The sequence below is a fragment of the Candidatus Zixiibacteriota bacterium genome (assembly GCA_040753495.1).
Classification (GTDB): Bacteria; Zixibacteria; MSB-5A5; order GN15; family PGXB01; genus DYGG01.
Genome location: JBFMEF010000210.1, coordinates 1 through 18514, shown reverse-complemented (window position 1 = coordinate 18514; position 18514 = coordinate 1). Strand labels below are relative to the sequence as shown.

Here is an 18514-nt window from a genome sequence, read left to right as displayed (position 1 = left end):
GAAACCGTCATGCCCGCCGCCTGAAGATGAAGCATGAGTAAGCCCAATAACAATCATCTGATACAGCCAGGGACCGAGAAGCAGAAAGGTCACACCAACTATTACCAGGCTTTTGCCAAAAATATCCCGGAGAAATACTTTCCGCCGCCGAATTGCCAGGTAGAGATAGGCAAAGAAGATAAAATAGAGGCAGAAAATCATGAAGGTCCAGTCGCAGAGGGTATTGAGAAGAAAAAAGAGCGCCCCCAGCACGACATTCCCCAACGATTTCTCCCGCGCCGCCTTGATATAGTAAAGCACAAAGAAAGGGACAAATTGAATCGAACTGATATTAAGATGATGATATATCCGTTCGGCATGAGCCGGGTTGAAAGCAAAGATAAACCCGCCGATAATCGCCGCCCAGGAGTTGCCGGTCAGGTATCGAACCAGAAGGAACGCCCCCAATCCGGCTACCGGGAAGGTATGCAGCAGAAGCAGATTGTAGGTGGTGGTCAGTCCGAAAAGCGCCTGCAGAGGAAGCGACAAAAATTGGTTGTAAAAGGTCTGGGCATGATAATAAAGCGAAACTCCTTCCGGAAAACAGAGCATATTAGAAAAAGTCAGACTCACTTTTCCCTCGACCAGCGTTCGGTACCCCCACCAGAGATTATGGATGCTCAGCATATTATCTTCGGCAGGGCCAATAAGATAAGTCCCCAGATTCGGAAGGTAATGAAGATAATAGACAACCGTTATCGCCGTATAAATCCCCAGCGCCGCCAGCCAGTCAAAGCGAAATTGCCCGGGATTTATACCGCCATGAATCTCCGGCTGAGGTTTGCCATCTCTATCCTCGTCAAGCCTCCGCAATCGCCCGAAGAGGTACTTAAGCAGACGGTACACGGCAAAGAAAAACAGGAAAGTGGCAGTCGATTTCGGGATATAATGCCGCCAGATAAGATGGTCTATCCGCAAAAGCCCCAGCGGCTCGCCGGTCTCCTCGGAACAGGGAAACAACTGGAGCAAAATAGGCAGCGACCGCCCCTCGCAGATATCTTTGATAATCATCTGAATGCCGGGAAAATAGAGCACGGCAAATCCGCCGACAATCAGGCCGGTGAACAGCGCAACTTTCAGGAAAAGTCGAATTTCTGGACTGTTTCTGATGAAGAACTCTCCCTCTTTAAATATATTCTTGCTTATAACTGCCGCTCCAATATCCACCGAAGGAACATTTAAGTCAAGGAGGGAGTTGGATGGAATCTGCCGCTATGGAGAGTGATTCTGTCTGCCTTTTGAGGTTTTGGTCGCCACCGCCCACTCTCAATTTTCCCTTTACTTCACCCGATAATTCCCTTAAATTAACAGGCTTAAAAATTCGAGCCTTTTTGCCCTGTCGAAGGCAGGGTTTTTGTAACGGTCGTATATGAAATTTGAGCAGCCTAAAGACGATTTCTCCATCCCCGAGATGGAAAAAAGAATCCTGGAGTTCTGGGAGCGAGAGCAGATTTTCGAAAAGTCGCTTCTCGCCGCTCAGGAACGTCCCCAGTTCGTCTTTTATGAGGGACCTCCCACCGCCAATGGCCGCCCCGGAATTCATCACGTTATCTCGCGAACCATCAAAGACTTAGTCTGCCGCTATAAATCGATGCAGGGATTCCGGGTCGACCGCAAAGCCGGCTGGGACACGCATGGCTTGCCGGTCGAAATCGAGGTCGAAAAATCGCTCAATCTCGACACTAAAGCCAAAGTGCTCGAATACGGTATCGACAAATTCAACCAGAAATGCAAAGAATCGGTCTTCAAATACCTCGACGACTGGAACCAGATAACTCGCAAAATCGGCTATTGGCTCGATCTCTCCGATGCTTATATCACCCTGACTAACGATTATATCGAAACGGTCTGGTGGATACTGAAAAACTTCTACGACCGCGGACTTATCTACAAAGGATACAAAACTGTTTCCTTCTGTCCCCGCTGCGAAACCGCTCTTTCCAGCCACGAGGTGGCGCAAGGGTATGACGAAGTCCCCGACCCGTCGGTCTTTGTCCGGGTCAAAGCGGCTGATGACGATTTCTCTTATCTGGTCTGGACCACTACCCCCTGGACTCTCCCTTCCAATGCCGCCTTATGCATGCATCCCGATGCCGTCTATGCCCTGGTCGAATATAAGGGGGAAAAGCTGGTCATGGCAGAGGCGCTCCTGATGAAAGTCCTCGCCACCGATTTTGTCGTGCTGGAGACAAAAAAAGGGTCGGAATTTGCCGGAAGGAAGTATCTGCCGCTTTTCGATACCTTCAAAGATAAAGCCGACCAGGCTTTCTATGTAATAAACGGCGATTTTGTTACACTCGAAGATGGCACCGGCATTGTCCATATCGCTCCCGGGTACGGCGCCGACGACTATGAGATTGGCCAGAAGCATGGTCTGCCGGTTCTTCAGGCGGTCGCTGCCGATGGGCATTTTGTCCCCGGCTCCGGCAAATATGCCGGCAAGTTCATCAAGGATGCCGACCCGCTGATTATTGATGACCTAAAACGGGACGGAAGACTTCTCAAGAAAGAGACCTATATTCACAACTACCCCTTCTGCTGGCGGTGCGATTCCCCGCTCATATACATATCTCGCCAGTGCTGGTATATCAAGACTACCCAGTTCAAGGAGCAGTTGATTAAAAATTCCAGTATTACCAGGTGGTATCCGGATGAAATCCGGACCGGGCGGATGCTCGACTGGCTGGAAAATAACGTTGACTGGGCTCTCTCCCGCGAGCGTTTCTGGGGGACACCGCTGCCGCTCTGGATCTGCGACAACGAAAAGTGCGCCAATATAACCGCCGTCGGCTCTATCGAGCAGTTGCGGAAAGAGGGGCTCTCTGTTCCCGGCACTCTCGACCTGCATAAGCCGATGATAGATGATATAAAACTTCGCTGCGGCAAATGCGGCGGGACCATGACCCGGGTGCCGGAGGTTATCGATACCTGGTTCGATTCCGGCGCCATGCCGTTTGCCCAATGGCACTATCCTTTTGAGAATAAAGATTATATCGATAAAGGGATAAAATATCCCTGCGATTTTATCTCGGAAGCGGTCGACCAGACCCGCGGCTGGTTCTATTCCCTGCTGGCTATTTCGACCCTTCTCTTCGACAGACCCTCCTACAAGAATGTTATTGTAATTGAATTGATTCTGGACAAACTGGGTAAGAAGATGTCCAAGCATAAGGGGAATGTGGTTGACCCCTTTGAAGTCGTCGAGAAATACGGCGCCGACCCGCTGCGCTGGTATCTGCTGACCACCTCCAACCCCTGGGCGTCGAAACGATTTGATGAAGAAGCTCTCCTTGAGGTGTTGCGGAAATTCTTCGACACCCTCAAGAACAGTTACAGCTTCTTTGCCCTGTATACCAATATCGACAATATCGCTGAGAGGGCCGATCAGGAGGGGAAAACGGTGGAGCTGTTCTTAAGCCAGTTTGCCGGCGAACCGGAGAGAATCGACCGCTGGATTGAATCCCGGTTCAACTCATTGACCAAAAAAGTGACCGAGCGGCTGGATAATTACGACTTAACCCCGCCGGCGCGGATGATAACTGCCTTTGTCATCGATGACCTCTCCAACTGGTATATCCGGCTCAATCGTCGCCGCTTCTGGGGTCCGGGCAACGACCCCTCGAAAATGAGAGCCTTTTTGACCCTGTACCGGATGCTTCTCGGCACCGCCCGATTGGTCGCCCCCTACTCCCCTTTCACCGCCGAGTACCTCTGGCAGGAATTGGTCAGTCCCGGCAACGGAAAGAAATTGACCTCCGTCCATATGGCGGAGTTCCCCCGATATAACGACACCGCTATCGAGGCCGAACTGGAAGAATCAATGGCGCTGGCGCAGAAAGTTGTCTCGCTGGGACGGGCTGCCCGTAACCGCCGCAATCTCAAAGTTCGCCAGCCGCTTAACGGGATAAAGGTTCATCTGAGCGACTCCGGGCAGTTTAACCGACTGGAAGCGGAGCTTCCTGTCATTCTTGATGAATTGAATGTCAAAGCGGTCGAAGAGCTGAAATCGGTCTCTTCAGTTGTAAGTTACAAAGCCAAACTGAATTTCGCCGTCGCCGGAAAAAAATATGGCGGATTGGTCAAGGAACTTGGGCCGCTGGTGGCCGGTTTATCAAGTGACAAACTGGAGAGTTTCCTGGCTACCGGTGAGCTCCTCTTGAACGCCGGTGGTTCCGAGGTCAAACTGACCCCGGAAGAACTGGAAGTGCAGAAACTGGAAAAAGAAGGATTGGCTGTTGAAAGTGACGGCGGCGTTACCGTCGCGCTCGATACCGCCATTGATGATAATCTTCGCGATGAAGGCTTTGCCCGGGAAATGGTGAATAAAATCCAGAATATGAGAAAGTCTTCGGGGTTCGAAGTAACCGACCGTATCAGTGTACTGGTAAAAACGGAAGAGCCGCTGCTGTCGGCGGTGCGGAGATATAACGACTATATCTGTCAGGAAACGCTGGCGGATCAAATAAATTTGACCGATAATATGCCGAAAGACAACGGAGCCAAGGACTGGAATGTGAACGGCATCAACGCCGAAATCGCCGTTATCAGGAAATAGATTGGAGACCGGATGAAAAAGGAAGAACTGGAAAAGTACGAGAAGCTCCTGCTTAAGAAACGGGAAGAACTGATGGAAGAACTGAAGCTGCGGAAAACGCAGCTGGATGAAACCATCAAAGATGCCACCGGCGACCTTTCCAGCTACTCGTACCATATGGCAGACCAGGGGACTGATGCCATGGAGCGGGAAAAAGCGTTCCACTTCGCATCAAAATCCGGACGGCTGCTGTATCATATTGATGAGGCTTTGCGCCGGCTGCGCAAGGGAGAATACGGCAACTGCCAGAGCTGCGGCAAGCCGATTCAGAAAGCCCGCCTCGAGGCCGTCCCGCATGCCCGGCTCTGTATCGAGTGCAAGGAAAAGGAAGAGGAGGCTAAATCTGGTCGGTGATTATCTGCGGCGCCTGGCTTTCCCCTTTACCCTGCTCGCCGTTATTGTCATCGCTGACCAGTTAAGCAAACTCTGGGTCCTTGCTAATCTCGAGCCGGGTGAAATATACCCGGTCTTCGGCAGTTTTTTCCAGCTGCGACTAATCTATAATATCGGCGGGGCAATGGGAACCGCTCTCGGAAGCGGCACTTTTTATCTAATTTCCTCGCTCATTATTCTCATCGCGGTCTTCTATCTGATTATCACCAACAAAGATAATCTCTGGACAAAATACTCCCTGACCCTCATAGCCGCCGGAGCCATCGGAAATATTATCGACCGCCTCCGCATCGGAATGGTGGTCGATTTCCTTGATGTCGATATTCCTGATATTGATTTCCTTGGCTTTCGTCTGGAGCGCTGGTGGACTTTCAATATCGCCGATTCAGCTATCTCAATCGGAATGATTATCCTAATGCTCTTTATCATTTTCCGACCGCAAAAAAAACCGGAAACCGCCCCACCGTCTTCCATTTCAGTCTCAGACAGTTAGCGTATTATCCGAATTCTTTATCGTAATCTCCGACCTTCTTTTCCGCTGATTTCCTAAGAATTTTTCTTCTGCCCGTAGTATTTTGTGGAACAGGGTGTATATTGGAAAGTTATATTCATTAAATGAATGGATGTTGCGAGGTTAAGTATGATTGATAAATCCGACGTGATGAAAATACTGGCTCAGGTCGATGACCCGGAGTTGCGCAAACCGCTGACCGACCTGGATATGGTCAAGTTCGTTGATATCAACGGCTCCGCGGTGAAAATCGGGATTTCTTTAACCATTCCCGGCTGCCCCCTCAAGAAGAAAATCAATGACGATGTCGTCAGAATGGTGGGGGAACTTCCCGGGGTGAAGACGGTGGACGTTGAATTTGGCGTGATGACTGATGAGCAGCGGAAAAATCTGGCGGTCAGGCTGTACGGGAAAGACCACAAACAAGCCGCCGGCGCCGATGGCAAACATCCGGTAACAGCCGGCGATTTTGCCGACCGGGTAATCGCCGTTGCCTCCGGCAAAGGAGGCGTGGGGAAATCGACTGTAACTGCCAACCTCGCCGCGGCGCTGAGCAAGCTCGGTTATAAGGTCGGGATTATTGACGCCGACATTTACGGCTTCTCCATACCGCGGATTATCGGCGTTCACGGGCAGCCGACTCTTATCGATGAACATATTGTGCCGCTTCGAAAAGAAAATATGCAGATTATCTCCATGGGGTTCTTTGTCTCTGAAGATGCCCCGGTCATCTGGCGCGGACCGCTGCTGCATAAAGCGATCAATCAGTTCCTGGCTGATGTCCTCTGGGATAAATCGCATTTTCTTCTTCTCGACCTGCCACCCGGCACTGGCGATGTAACTCTCACTATAGCGCAATCACTGCCTAATGCCGAACTGTTGGTGGTCACGACACCTCAACCGGTGGCATCGCATACTGCCGGAAGAGTTGCCAGATTGGCAGAAAAAACTAAACTGCATGTCCTCGGTGTGGTCGAGAATATGTCTTATTATGAAGTAGATGGAAGGAGAGAATATATCTTCGGCAAGGATGGCGGCAAAGTACTTGCTTCGGAGTTGAAAGTGCCGTTCCTCGGAGAGATTCCAATTAAGCAGGAGATAAGAGAAGCGGCTGACGAGGGCCATCCTCTCGCTTATACTGATAATGCAATTCTGGCGAATTACTTTCTGAAAATCGCGGAGAAGATTGCCCGACCCGGCGAGTGAAATGCACTTACTCTGTACTTATTGCCACAATATGCCTTACAACTTTTGAAAATTTATTTTCGACAGCGGAAATCGGGTGGGTATTTTTGTCGATGCGAATTGACCGGCATAATTATCAATCGGATAATGAGTTCTCTTCTCCCTAATATTTAATTTTCCCCCTCTTGACGCCACACGATTCTATGCTTTAATTCTCCCTGTCAAAAGGCAACAACAGAGACATTGTTAATTGGGTGTGGAAAACCATTGACCGTGGGGATGCCGACAATTATGCTACAACAACTTAGTTGTTCTGACAGCAATAATTCCTGTGAATTACTTTGTTGAATTTCCGTAGTCATAATTAACCACATAAAATCGTAAAAGGCGCAGTCCGCCTTCGGGCGGATGTCCCGGAAGTTTATTTTTGTAAGGATGGAACCTAAAAAGCTTCTTTTGCCCGCGACCGTGCGGGATTTTAGATCGGGGGAAAAATGTCGTCATCTGGTAAGAGTATTAACTGCAAGCTGTGGGAAGATTGCCTCAACTATATCTCCCTGCGAGCCAAAAAATCTTCATTTCAAACCTGGTTTAAGCCTACGCGAGGTGAACTGAACGGCGACGGTGAGCTGAAAATATTTGTCCCCAACCAGTTCATCGCCGATTGGCTGATGGACCGTTACCACGAGCTCATTTCTGACGCTATTAAAGAAGTGCATGGCTCGCCGCTTCTCTTTCAACTCCTGGTAATGGATTCGCAGGAAGCCAAAGCGCAGACCGAAATCGAATTCCATCGCCGCCCCTTGACTCTCGTCAAGCCGAGCGGCAACGGCTACGGACTGAACGAGCGATATCGCTTTGAGTCATTCGTGGTCGGCAATTTCAATCAATTTGCCCATGCCGCCGCTGTCGCCGTCGCCGAAGCCCCAGGCAAAACCAAGTACAACCCTTTGTTCATTTACGGCGGCACCGGCCTGGGGAAAACGCACCTGATTCAAGCCATCGGTAACTATATCTACGAAAACTCCCCCAATAAGCGGGTCATTTATGCCACCTCCGAGCGGTTCACGTCAGATTTTATCAGCGCTCTATCCAACGGCACCGTCACCGGGTTTACCACCCAGTATCGGAGCGCTGATGTTCTTCTGGTCGATGATATCCAGTTCTTCTCCGGCAAGGAGTCAACTCAGGAGCAGTTTTTCCATACATTCAACGACCTGGATCAGCTTGGCAAGCAGATAGTTCTAACCTCCGACCGTCACCCCAAAGATACCAAAGGGCTGGAAGAGCGTCTTCTTTCCCGTTTCTCCTCCGGACTGGTGGCGGACCTTCAGCCGCCCGACCTGGAGACGAGAATGGCAATCTTGCGCCGCCGGACGGAGCAGGAGGGGATAAAACTGCCGGAAGATGTCCTTTTCTTCATAGCCGATAACGTCACCTCCAATATACGGGAACTGGAGGGATGCCTGACTCGCCTCTCGGCGTACGCATCACTGGAAAAATCGGCTATTGACCTTGACTTCGCCGTGCGGATTCTGGGAAAGGAGATAATCAGGCCCAAACGGGAATTGACAATTACCGAAATCAAGAAGAGAACTTCGGACTTTTTCCATATTGACCCATCTATGATGACCGCCAAGAAGAAGACAGCCGATGTAGCGCTTGCCCGTCAGGTGGCAATGTACCTTTCGCGCAAGCATACCGCCAGCTCCCTCAAAGGAATCGGCGAATCTTTCGGGGGGCGCGACCATTCCACCGTCATTCATGCCTGCGCTCTCGTCGAGAAAAGAATCGCTTCCGAGCCGGAATTTCGCGAAAAGATACGCCACCTGAGTTCTCTTCTTTTAAATTGACGAACTGTAGAAAAGATGTTCTTAGGGTTGTTGGCAAAAGGTATAAAACGGAACGATGTGGATGAGCCATAAGGAAGAAAACTCTTGTTGACATTTTATCCCCGCTCCGATTATTCTTAGAAGCGCTGATTAAGATTGTCTGAGATAACCATATAGGGAAGAAATTATACAGTTTTTACGGTACAACTCACATTTGAACAGGAACTATTATTACTCCTATCTAAATATTAAAGGGTAAGTAATTATAAAGAGTTGTGGAAAGCAGCTCCGGAGGCACTGGGTAATGAAATTTAATATCTCCAAGTCACGATTCAGCGGATATCTTCAATCGGTTTTACAGGTAGTTCCGACCAAATCAACCATGCCGATTCTCTCTAATATTCTTATCGAGGCGCTTGAAGACAAACTAAAAATATCGGCAACCGATCTGGAAGTGTCTATTACCGCTACTTTTGATTGCGCTGTGACCAAAAAAGGACTGGCGGTCCTTCCGGCAAAATATATCTCCGATATTGTCAAGGAGCTTCCTGAAACCGAAATTTCGATTGAAGGAACTCCCAGCCGGGTAGAACTGAAAGTCCCCAACGGCTCCTATAAGATTGGCTGCTTTCCGGTCGATGATTTTCCCAAACTGCCGCTGGTAAATCCCAAGAAACAGATTAATATTGAAGCGGGCGACCTGGTCACCATGATAAAAAAGACAACTTTTGCCTGCTCGACCGATGAAACCCGCCCGGCTTTGAACGGCGTCCTCTGGTCCACTAAGGGAGATATGATGAGTATGGTGGCGACCGATGGCCATCGGCTGGCAAAAGTTTCCATCGAGAATAAGAAACTTAAAGGGATGTCGGATGATATTATAATTCCCCCGAAAGTTCTCAATATTATTCCTAAGTTTGTCAGTGAATCCGATGGCGATATTGGCATTATTTTTGGAGAGAATAATATCATCTTCAACCTCAATGACGTCGTTTTAAGTTCCCGTCTCATCGAAGGACCCTACCCCAATTATGAGCAGGTGATTCCGGCCGACAACGACAAAAAACTTACCATAAACAAGGATGAACTTGCCGGCGCGGTCAGACGAGTCTCGATTTTATCCAGCACCCTGACCCATCAAGTCAAGTTTGCCGTCAAGGGAAGCAGCCTTTCGATATCGACCACCAATGCTGAAGTCGGCGGCGATGCCCGCGAGACTATCTCCTGCGATTATACCGGCGACCCCATTGAACTGGGATACAATGCCATTTATATAGGCGACATCCTGGGGAAGATTGACGGAGAAGAGGTCATTTTCGAGCTATCGACACCAGTTGCCGCCGGGGTTGTCTATTCGCCGGCCGTCCCCAAGGATAATTTCCTCTGTCTGGTGATGCCGCTGCGGCTGGCCGATTAAGGGACAAACTGAAAAGTTAGCGCAGAAGCCCCTGCCTTGAGCCGGGGCTTTTTTACAGATGCAGGTCAAAGCCATCAAGTTAATCTCTTTCCGTAATTTCAAATCAGCCGAGGCGGAATTTGGCTCGGGAGTAAATATCTTCTATGGCAAGAACGGCTCCGGCAAAAGCAACCTTCTGGAAGCGCTATTCGTCCTGCTTTTGGCGCGCTCCCCGCGCGGCGCCAAAGATGCCGTTATGCTTAAAGAGGGGGCCGACGTCTTCCGCCTCGAAGGGACCGTGACATCTGCCGGGCGCGACTACCAGGTCGCGGTGGCTTATCTGAACGGCGGACGAAAGAAAATCACTCTAAACAGAAGCAGCGTCCGCGCTGCCGAACTATACGAGCATTTTGCTGTGGTCTCCGCCGCCCCCGATGACTCCGAGATTCTATCGGGCGCCCCCTCCCGACGGCGCGATTTTATCAATATCTATCTCTCTCAGGCGTCGCTCAAATATCTCGCGCTCCTAATCGACTACCAGAAGACCCTCGAGCAAAAGCGCTCCTTCCTGCGGCAGAAATCACTTAATACGGAAACTCCTTACGATGACCTGCTGGTCCGCTACGGTTCCGAGATGATGCTCGAGCGGCATCACTTTATCCAGACGCTCAATGTGACGGCGGGGCGTCATTATGAAAGGATATCCGACGGTCAGAAACTGCAGATGCTCTATTCCCCGTCGGTGCCGTTGCCGGATGACTCCCTAACTCCGGAGAAGATAGCCTTATCCTTTCATAGCCGTCTGGATAAGTACCGCGAGCGGGAGCGGATTCTGGAGACCTCCCTGGTCGGACCCCATCGGGATGAGATTGAGTTTTCCATAAACGGTTATCCGGCGCGCACCCATAGTTCGCAGGGAGAACTGCGCACGGCGGCAATTTCGCTGAAGCTGGCTGTTTTTGAATATCTCAAGAAATATCGTCAGGAACCGCCGCTGCTGCTACTCGATGAAATCTTTGCTGAGCTTGATTCCGGTCGCCGCGACCGCCTGATTGACTCTTTCGGGCAGTTCGGACAACTGTTCTTAACCACGGCGGCTGATATTCCCGACCGGCTGGCAAGCCAGGCGCAAAAATTCCATCTTGAAAAGGGAGTTGTCATTCCGGAGTAACGACACTATCATTCCACCATGTCCGCCCTGAAAATAAAAAATCTCCACAAAAAATTCGGCGAGAAACCGATTATCGAAGATATCTCTATTGAGACCACCGACGGCGAACTGCTGGTAATTCTGGGACCTTCCGGCTGCGGCAAATCGACCATTCTCCGGCTGATTTGCGGGCTGGAAACGCCCGACTCCGGCGAAATCTATATCGGAGAACGTCGGGTTGATTCCCTGCCGCCGCAGAAACGGAATGTCGCCCTGGTCTTTCAGAATTATGCCTTGTATCCCCATATGACCGTGGCAAAAAATCTCGCCTTCCCCCTTAAAATCGCGGGGACGCCAAAAGCGGAAATCGACCGGAGGGTAAAAGAAACCGCCGAACTGCTTGGCTTAGGGGACCGTCTGAATTCCCGGCCGGCAGAACTCTCCGGCGGGCAGCGTCAGCGCGTGGCGTTGGGACGGGCGATTATCCGCCAACCGGACCTGTATCTTCTCGATGAGCCTCTTTCCAATCTTGACGCCGACCTGCGCTCGCGGATGCGCCGCGAACTGGTGGAGCTGCAGAAAAGTCTTGGAACCACCACGGTTTATGTCACCCACGACCAGACCGAAGCCCTCACCATGGCCGACCGTCTGGCGGTTATCTTCTCCGGAAAAATCCGCCAGGTCGGCGCGCCCGAAGAGATTTACAAGCGCCCCGTCGATACCGAGGTGGCGTCATTTCTTGGCTCTCCCAAAATCAATCTTATCGCTGGCGTCATTGACAACGGAGTGATAAAGCCGTTCGGTTTCCCGGCTTCTTCAATTGATAATCATTACAAGGAGCCGACCGTGACAATCGGCGTACGCCCCGAGGATATTCTCTTCTCCGAGAACGCTCCTTTTGAAGCGATTGTCCGAAGCACCGAATATCTCGGCGATCGGCTGGTGGTTGTTCTGGAGTTTGCCGGTATTGAGCTGACCGCCACCGCTTCCTCCGGTCAATTCGGTGTCGGCGACCATCTCCGTTTCTCAATCAATCCCGCCCCGCTGTTATTCTTCCACCCGGCGACAGGAGCAATGGTTGGTGCATAGATTTCCTCGGTCGCTCCTCTGTTCTATTTCATCACAATTTGGACTACCATAATTGGTCTGGCATCAGAGCGTGCCGAGCATTTCTCATAGATAAATCTTGGCGATGCCAATCGGATGAGTAGTTCTTAGGTGACTCGAATTAGCTTTGCTTTATCGTGCCGTCAATTATATTATCTGCAGTAGATTTCCAATTATAGGCATGGGAGGTACAATGCACAGGCATCAAGATTTCTTCCTAATTGTATCGAAACGCAGTCAAATTGTTGCCCTCTTCTCGGTCATTCTAACTGCATTCATCATTGTTATTTCATGTGGCGGAGATAGTGGGACCAGTTCAAAACCGGGACCAACTGGAACCACGGTTACCGATATTGATGGCAACAGTTATCGAACGGTTACAATCGGAACGCAGACCTGGATGGCGGAAAATCTCAAAGTAACGCGCTATCGTAATGGGGATGCTATCCCAGTAATATCCGACAGCTCCGGCTGGGAGAGTTTGACTAACGGCGCCTGCTGCACTTATGATAACAACACCAGCAATGTTGCCGTTTTCGGCAGGCTGTACAACCACTATGCTGTAGCTGATAGCAGGGGTATTGCTCCAGCCGGTTGGCATGTACCATCAGACACTGACTGGCAGATACTGACTGATTACCTTGGCGGCTATGTAATTGCCGGTGGAAAAATGAAAGACGCCAGCGATGCCTATTGGGAGAGCCCTAATGAAGGCGCCACCAATTCCAGCGGGTTTTCGGCTCTGCCCGCAGGGCAGCGCTTCAACGGGGTCTATCAACACCAGGGAACTGCCGCTTACTTCTGGTCCTTCATAGAGGAAAGCGGCATAAATGGAAGATATATCTTCATCCAATTTGATAATGCCGGAGCGCATGGCGATGATTACCCCAAACAATCCGGTTTCTCAATCCGCTGCGTAAAGGATTGAACCGGGACAACGAACCAGAGCCCCTGTCCGATGTCCTTACAAATTGGAAATTGTAGGACAGGGAGTAGCTATGTTTGCACCGGCAAATCCGATGCTTGCGTCTTCGGTTTCGCTAACAACTGCTCCAAAAAGGAGAAAAGCGAAAAACAGGTCCAGTAAAGCACCAGCCCGGCCGACGCTCGATAGAAAATAAATCCCATCATAAGCGGCATCAGATAGATAAGAATCTTATTCTTCGGGTCGGTCATGGTCATTTTCTGCTGCACGAACATCAGCACCATCATCAAAATGACCATAATGATATACGGGTCAGTCAGCGACAGCGCCCCGCGCGAGAGGTCATCCCACCATAAAATGAACGGCGCCTGGCGCAGCAGGATAGTCGCGCTGAAAACGGAATAGAGGGCGATGAAGAGCGGCAGTTGCGGAAGATACGGCAGGCAACCCGAGAAAGGATTGACCCCCGCCTCTTTATATAGTTTCATCATCTCCCGATTGAGCGCCTGCGGGTTGTTCTTATGCTTCTTCTGGAGTTCCTGCATTTTCGGCTGAAGTTCCTTCATTGCCATCATCGACTTGACTGTCTTCTTCGAAAGAGGCCAGGTCAAGACTTTCACAAACAGCGAAAAAATGATAATGACAAAGCCGTAATTAGGGATGAAATCGTACATCCGCGGCAGAAGCCACATAATCGGTATCGCAAAAATCTTGATAATCCACCCGACAAAGGGGGTGGTGCCGATATCGATAATATCAGCGACACTGTTGTCCAGCCCCCGCAGAAGTTCATAGTCAATCGGTCCGGCGAAGACTGTAAGGCTGTCGCGAATCTGCTCCCCGGGCTGAATATCCATCATCAAGCCGACTGTGACACGGCGCGCCTGCACCGCTTCACGGGCTGTCTGAAGCGACTCCTTGACCCCGGTCGATTTGGCGCCCGAAGCCTCCCGCGAGCGCGGAATCAATATCGCCGTGAAATATTTGCTGCGCGAGGCTATCCAATTCGTGACGCCGTCATTGCTGATACTGTACTTATTATCGGTGTAATCGTCATATTTGACCCGGTCGGTTCCCATGAACGACATCGCCCAGGTCGAATTATAATCATCCATTGCCGAGATTTCGGTCGGAGCCAGATGATTATTCCATTCGATGGAATAGCGCCGCTCAAAACCGAGCGCCGAGCGGGAATTGAATTCTATTATAAGGTCGTATGAATAGCGGTCCGGATAAAAGCGGTATTTTTTGGAAATGGAGCCGCCGTTTTCATTGGCAAAGGTGTAGAGCAATTCAAAAGGGGAACCGCTGACGTCATATTTCCCCTTCTGATGTGAGCAGCTGTAAACCAGGGAGTTGGCGTCATAGGCGCCGCCGCTGAAAAGGAACTGCGGGGTTGCCTGACGGCAGTCAGGCAACATTTCCACCAGTCCGGTATCGAGCCCCGATTCGCCGGAGCCGCGACTGGGATACTTATAATTCTTCAATTTAAGCGAGACCGGTCCGCCGCCATAGTTGGTCAGGGTGATAAGCCAGAGGTCGGTTTCGATAATAATGGAATCTTGCGGAGGAAGCGGCTCATCCGCCTTTTGCGCAATAAATTTGGCTGTGGCTGTATCGGGAAGAGGGGCCGGAAGGACAACTGTGTCGCGCACCACTGTCTCCGGTTGCGCATAGACCGTGTCGACCTGTTTGGTAGGTGCCGGTCGGGAAGGCGCCGGCTTAATAAAACCGAGCCTGGTCATTATCGGCATCCAGAAAATGACCAGTGCCGCCAGCAGGATTATCAATATGACTGTCTTCTTATCCACAATATTCCCTCATCAGTTTAATCGGTGTCAGAACCCGGCACCGGGTCATAGCCGCCGTCATGCCAGGGATGGCAGCGGCAAATCCGTTTCGCCGCCAGCCAGACGCCTTGAAGCGCCCCATGTTTTTTCAGCGCCGTCTCGGCGTAACGCGAGCAGGTCGGATAGAAACGGCACTCCTGCCCAAGAAGCGGCGAAAGAGTATAGCGGTAAACCAGGATACCCAGAAGCAGGGGATAGGCGAATATGGAGACGCCGTTAATTTTCATTTTTCAGTGCCGTCGACAGAACCGCTTCCAGCTCGTCGGTTAATTTTTGATGTTCGATTGCGGCCCAGGCCGTCTTGAACTTGACAATCATGGCGCCGCTAAACTCGTTTTGCCGGACAAGGCGGCGCAGGTCCTCGCGGAGCCAGCGACGCAGACGGTTGCGGTCCACCGCCCGGGGAATAAGAGCCGTGGAAATATGAAATGAGGTCAGAAATCTTCCCCCGGCGACGGGAAAGCTCTTATCCAGATAGACGGTCAGGTTCGGGGAATGGAATTTCTTGCCGTTTTGTAGCAGAGTGCGAATCATTTTTCTGCTTTTGATACTCTGGCGCGGCAAGTTACTTTCTTTTTTTGGCTCTGACTGTCAGCCGTTTGCGCCCTTTGGCGCGACGGCGCGACAAGACCTTACGCCCATCGGCCGTCGACATCCGTTTCCGGAAACCGTGGTCGTTGAGTTTCTTCCTGTTGGAAGGCTGATATGTTCGTTTCATTTCAATAACCCTTTATCTTGTAACATCGAAACGGTAAATATACCGATAATTCGCCTATCGTCAAGGAAAAAGGGGAGAAACCGCCGCCCGCTTTCGCTCTCATCAGGGCAATATTGACCGGCCCTCAGATTCCGCCCGACCCCAATAACCGATTGACAGAGTCGGCATTTTGATTATAATGAAAATGCAGTAGATATCGCGGCTTCTCGCTCGTCAATTTGTATAAGATATAACGACGAACATTGAGAGGTGTAATATGACCCGCCATTTTTTCTTTTTCGGCATTGCTCTTACGCTCGTATTGCTCCTGTTGCCAGTCAATACCCTGGCTGTGGAGCGGCACCAGAGAGGCTATCGCACCGCAGGGACCGGATGGGAGCTGGGCGCCGGACTCGGATGGGCACATAACAGTTTTGATGAAATCAACGACTACTACCTTGACCGGGTTGCCATTCCCATCGGGATTTTCAATAAGAACCTTGATGACGGCTTCACCGGTTATATCGAACTGGGTTGCAAGGTCACTTCACAGGTAACTGTTTATCTGGGGTACAATTATCTGAAATCAGATATCGAGCGGTATGATGATTTCACCATCGGCGACTACTATGGCAACGAGGTTATCGCCCGCGCCAAAACCACTCTCAGAGGTTCTATCTCCGCTCCCTATCTCAAAATGAAGGTCAACCTGATGGCAAAAAAGCCGACTCTCTTTGTTACCTTCGGGGGCGCCCTTTGCTACGGCACCGCCGAGATACGAACCCGTTTTCCAGAAGATATAATTATAATCCCCGGGGAACCCGATAGATATACCGCCTCCGGAAATGGATTATTCGGGACAGTAGGCGTGGCGGTGCCGCTTTCCCGTCATATTGATTTTGTCTCTGAGTTGGGATACCGAGATTTCCGGACCGATGACCTCAAAGATGAAAACGAGCGGTACTGGCTGGTTGATGCCCCCAATCCAACGCGCATGAGCCTTAGCACAGAGGGGGTTTATTTTCATGGGGGACTTTCAATTGGGTTTTAGGGAATATTAGAATATTTCTCTTCGATGTAAGGCAAAATGATACGGGCAATAAAATTCATCGGGCTTATCGTCCTGGCATCTCTATTTTTATTGAACGGATGTGGTGACGAGCGAAAACTGCTCTACCCATATCGCGGCGCCGACTATTTTGCCGGCACCGATGTCGGCGGGGTGAAAGACACCGTTCTCGCTTTTAAAATCGGTACCGTCCGCGATGTCCTGCAGGGACAGCACACTCTTGTTCCCGTTACTAAAATCGCCGGCAAAGAACGAATATATTACCTTGATTTCACTATTGGATATGATTCCTATCCGCTCGCTTTCATGGGGGCAACCAGAGGTCCTCTTTACGACAGGCCCGGCGACTTTGAATGGGAGTACTTTGTCTATCGATATGGACCGCTTCCGGGATGTGATTCCAGATGTCCGACCGGGCAGATCCGGTTTGTCTGTATGGCAGACCAGAATGATGGTCCTCATCACCCCCTTGAACACCGAATCCCCGATAGCACCACTCTTTTCACTCTCGACTTTCTGGTTTCCAATGACCGGACTCTCGAATGTCAGTTTATCCCCATTAATTTCTTTTGGATAGATTGCAGCGACAATCAAGTGGTCTATCGGGACGACACCCTGGAAATATATGACCCCTATCAATACGGCATCTCCCGCTATGTATGGGATCCATTCGAGAGAAGAGTTGAATTTAATAACCCTTTCCCTTCTTACACCGGCGCCAATAGCGCCTGCGATTCAAGCGATGAGCAACAACCGGTTAGACGATATGTCGATTTCCACAATGGCGGCGTTCAAATCATCTGCGCCGATTCGATAGACACCCGCGGCGACATTAATCTTAATGGCTTGCCATTCGAAATTGGTGATGCCGTTGCCTTCAGTATTTATTTCGTCGTCGGTCAGGTCGGCGCTTTCACCATAAATATTGACGGACCAACCGCCGCCACTGATATTAATGGCAACGGAATTCCCCTGGAGTTAGCCGATTTTGTCTATCTCGTGCGAATCATTGTGGGGGATGCCATACCGGTACCATCGTCGATTTACGAACCGCTTTTCGTTGCCGTTGACAGCGGCATAATTTCTATTTCTGCTCCCCATCCAGTCGGCGCTCTCCATGTCGTTCTCGAGGGCATAATTGATGTATCTCTCACATCGAATTCCCAGGACTTGGAGATTGAGTCTGGATATGTCAATTCTCAGACCAGGGTGTTACTTTATTCCTTCGGTCACGATGTCATCCCTAATGGCGAGATTCTGCAGGCTGATTCCGAGATTAGATTGGTCGATATTGAGGCCGCCTCGTACTATGGCGGCGAGTTCAAGAACATTGTCATCGGAAAGCCGGAGGATACTTTAAATAGCGACTCGCTGCTCCTCTTCGCCAACCCCAATCCGTTCTTGGATTCCACCATCATCGCTTTCACACCTTCCGATTCCTCGGGATGGCGTCTTCAAATCTACGCTACCTCCGGCCTCAAGGTCTGGGAGTATGACAGTCCCTCCGGTACCTATACCGCCCACACTGTCTGGAAACCAAAAAATCTTCCTGCCGGAATCTACCACGCCCGCATCACTTCCGGCTCCAAATCGGGCCGCCTGACCCTTATCTACAAGCCGGAATGAGAAAATTATTCTTTGTAGGTCAAGACTGAGCTTCCCCCGAAAGAGTGGACACTGAAATAAGGTCTGATGTATATTTGATTTTAAGGAGGTGTTCACGATGTTGGAGAAGCGTCGTCAGTATGACGGGGATTTTAAGGTTT

16 protein-coding genes are annotated in these 18514 nt (G+C 50.5%); 11 read left to right on the top strand and 5 right to left on the bottom strand.

Annotated elements, in window-relative coordinates; translation table 11 throughout:
* The coding region (locus AB1690_13635; protein MEW6016349.1) for a hypothetical protein at positions 1-1206 on the bottom strand (1206 nt) is incomplete at its 3' end.
* Between the two features lie 202 nt (positions 1207-1408).
* Here AB1690_13635 and ileS point away from each other — a divergent pair.
* The 9 genes from ileS (at position 1409) to AB1690_13590 (ending at position 13135) form a co-directional block, all read left to right on the top strand.
* Positions 1409-4594: an isoleucine--tRNA ligase gene (gene ileS, locus AB1690_13630; GenBank protein ID MEW6016348.1), complete on the top strand. Its 3186-nt coding sequence runs from the start codon at positions 1409-1411 to the stop codon at positions 4592-4594.
* A gap of 12 nt (positions 4595-4606) precedes the next feature.
* Positions 4607-4987 carry a TraR/DksA C4-type zinc finger protein gene (locus tag AB1690_13625; protein MEW6016347.1) on the top strand — a complete coding sequence of 127 codons (381 nt, stop codon included), beginning with the start codon at positions 4607-4609 and terminating at the stop codon, positions 4985-4987.
* Positions 4929-5519 carry a signal peptidase II gene (lspA, locus tag AB1690_13620; GenBank protein ID MEW6016346.1) on the top strand — a complete coding sequence of 197 codons (591 nt, stop codon included), beginning with the start codon at positions 4929-4931 and terminating at the stop codon, positions 5517-5519. The genes AB1690_13625 and lspA overlap by 59 nt, the downstream gene beginning before the upstream one ends.
* A 147-nt stretch (positions 5520-5666) precedes the next feature.
* Positions 5667-6743, top strand: a complete 1077-nt coding sequence (locus tag AB1690_13615; protein MEW6016345.1) for an Mrp/NBP35 family ATP-binding protein — start codon at positions 5667-5669, stop codon at positions 6741-6743.
* A 473-nt stretch (positions 6744-7216) separates the two neighbouring features.
* Positions 7217-8575: a chromosomal replication initiator protein DnaA gene (dnaA, locus tag AB1690_13610; protein MEW6016344.1), complete on the top strand. Its 1359-nt coding sequence runs from the start codon at positions 7217-7219 to the stop codon at positions 8573-8575.
* A 283-nt stretch (positions 8576-8858) separates the two neighbouring features.
* Entirely contained in the window at positions 8859-9971 is a 1113-nt protein-coding gene (dnaN, locus tag AB1690_13605) for a DNA polymerase III subunit beta (protein MEW6016343.1), read from the top strand.
* Between the two features lie 58 nt (positions 9972-10029).
* Complete coding sequence (gene recF, locus AB1690_13600; GenBank protein MEW6016342.1) at positions 10030-11121, top strand: DNA replication and repair protein RecF; 1092 nt, start codon at positions 10030-10032, stop codon at positions 11119-11121.
* An 18-nt stretch (positions 11122-11139) separates the two neighbouring features.
* Positions 11140-12189, top strand: coding sequence for an ABC transporter ATP-binding protein (locus tag AB1690_13595; protein ID MEW6016341.1), 1050 nt, complete (start codon positions 11140-11142; stop codon positions 12187-12189).
* A 211-nt stretch (positions 12190-12400) separates the two neighbouring features.
* Positions 12401-13135, top strand: a complete 735-nt coding sequence (locus AB1690_13590; GenBank protein MEW6016340.1) for a fibrobacter succinogenes major paralogous domain-containing protein — start codon at positions 12401-12403, stop codon at positions 13133-13135.
* 68 nt (positions 13136-13203) lie between these two features.
* Here AB1690_13590 and yidC read toward each other — a convergent pair whose 3' ends face one another.
* Genes yidC through rpmH form a run of 4 tightly spaced genes read right to left on the bottom strand, consistent with a single transcriptional unit; the run spans position 13204 to position 15700 of the window.
* Positions 13204-14943: a membrane protein insertase YidC gene (gene yidC, locus AB1690_13585; protein ID MEW6016339.1), complete on the bottom strand. Its 1740-nt coding sequence runs from the start codon at positions 14941-14943 to the stop codon at positions 13204-13206.
* A gap of 17 nt (positions 14944-14960) precedes the next feature.
* Entirely contained in the window at positions 14961-15209 is a 249-nt protein-coding gene (gene yidD, locus AB1690_13580; GenBank protein ID MEW6016338.1) for a membrane protein insertion efficiency factor YidD, read from the bottom strand.
* On the bottom strand, positions 15199-15546 hold the full coding sequence (locus AB1690_13575; protein MEW6016337.1) for a ribonuclease P protein component: 348 nt from the start codon (positions 15544-15546) through the stop codon (positions 15199-15201). Before AB1690_13575 ends, yidD begins: the two co-directional genes overlap by 11 nt.
* Position 15547: 1 nt before the next feature.
* On the bottom strand, positions 15548-15700 hold the full coding sequence (gene rpmH, locus AB1690_13570) for a 50S ribosomal protein L34 (protein MEW6016336.1): 153 nt from the start codon (positions 15698-15700) through the stop codon (positions 15548-15550).
* A gap of 256 nt (positions 15701-15956) precedes the next feature.
* Between rpmH and AB1690_13565 the strand changes: the two genes are divergently transcribed.
* Together AB1690_13565 and AB1690_13560 are read left to right on the top strand one after the other, a co-directional pair.
* Complete coding sequence (locus AB1690_13565; GenBank protein ID MEW6016335.1) at positions 15957-16730, top strand: outer membrane beta-barrel protein; 774 nt, start codon at positions 15957-15959, stop codon at positions 16728-16730.
* Between the two features lie 36 nt (positions 16731-16766).
* Positions 16767-18374 (top strand): T9SS type A sorting domain-containing protein, encoded by a 1608-nt coding sequence (locus AB1690_13560; GenBank protein ID MEW6016334.1) that lies wholly within the window; start codon positions 16767-16769, stop codon positions 18372-18374.
* Positions 18375-18514: the final 140 nt, after the last annotated feature.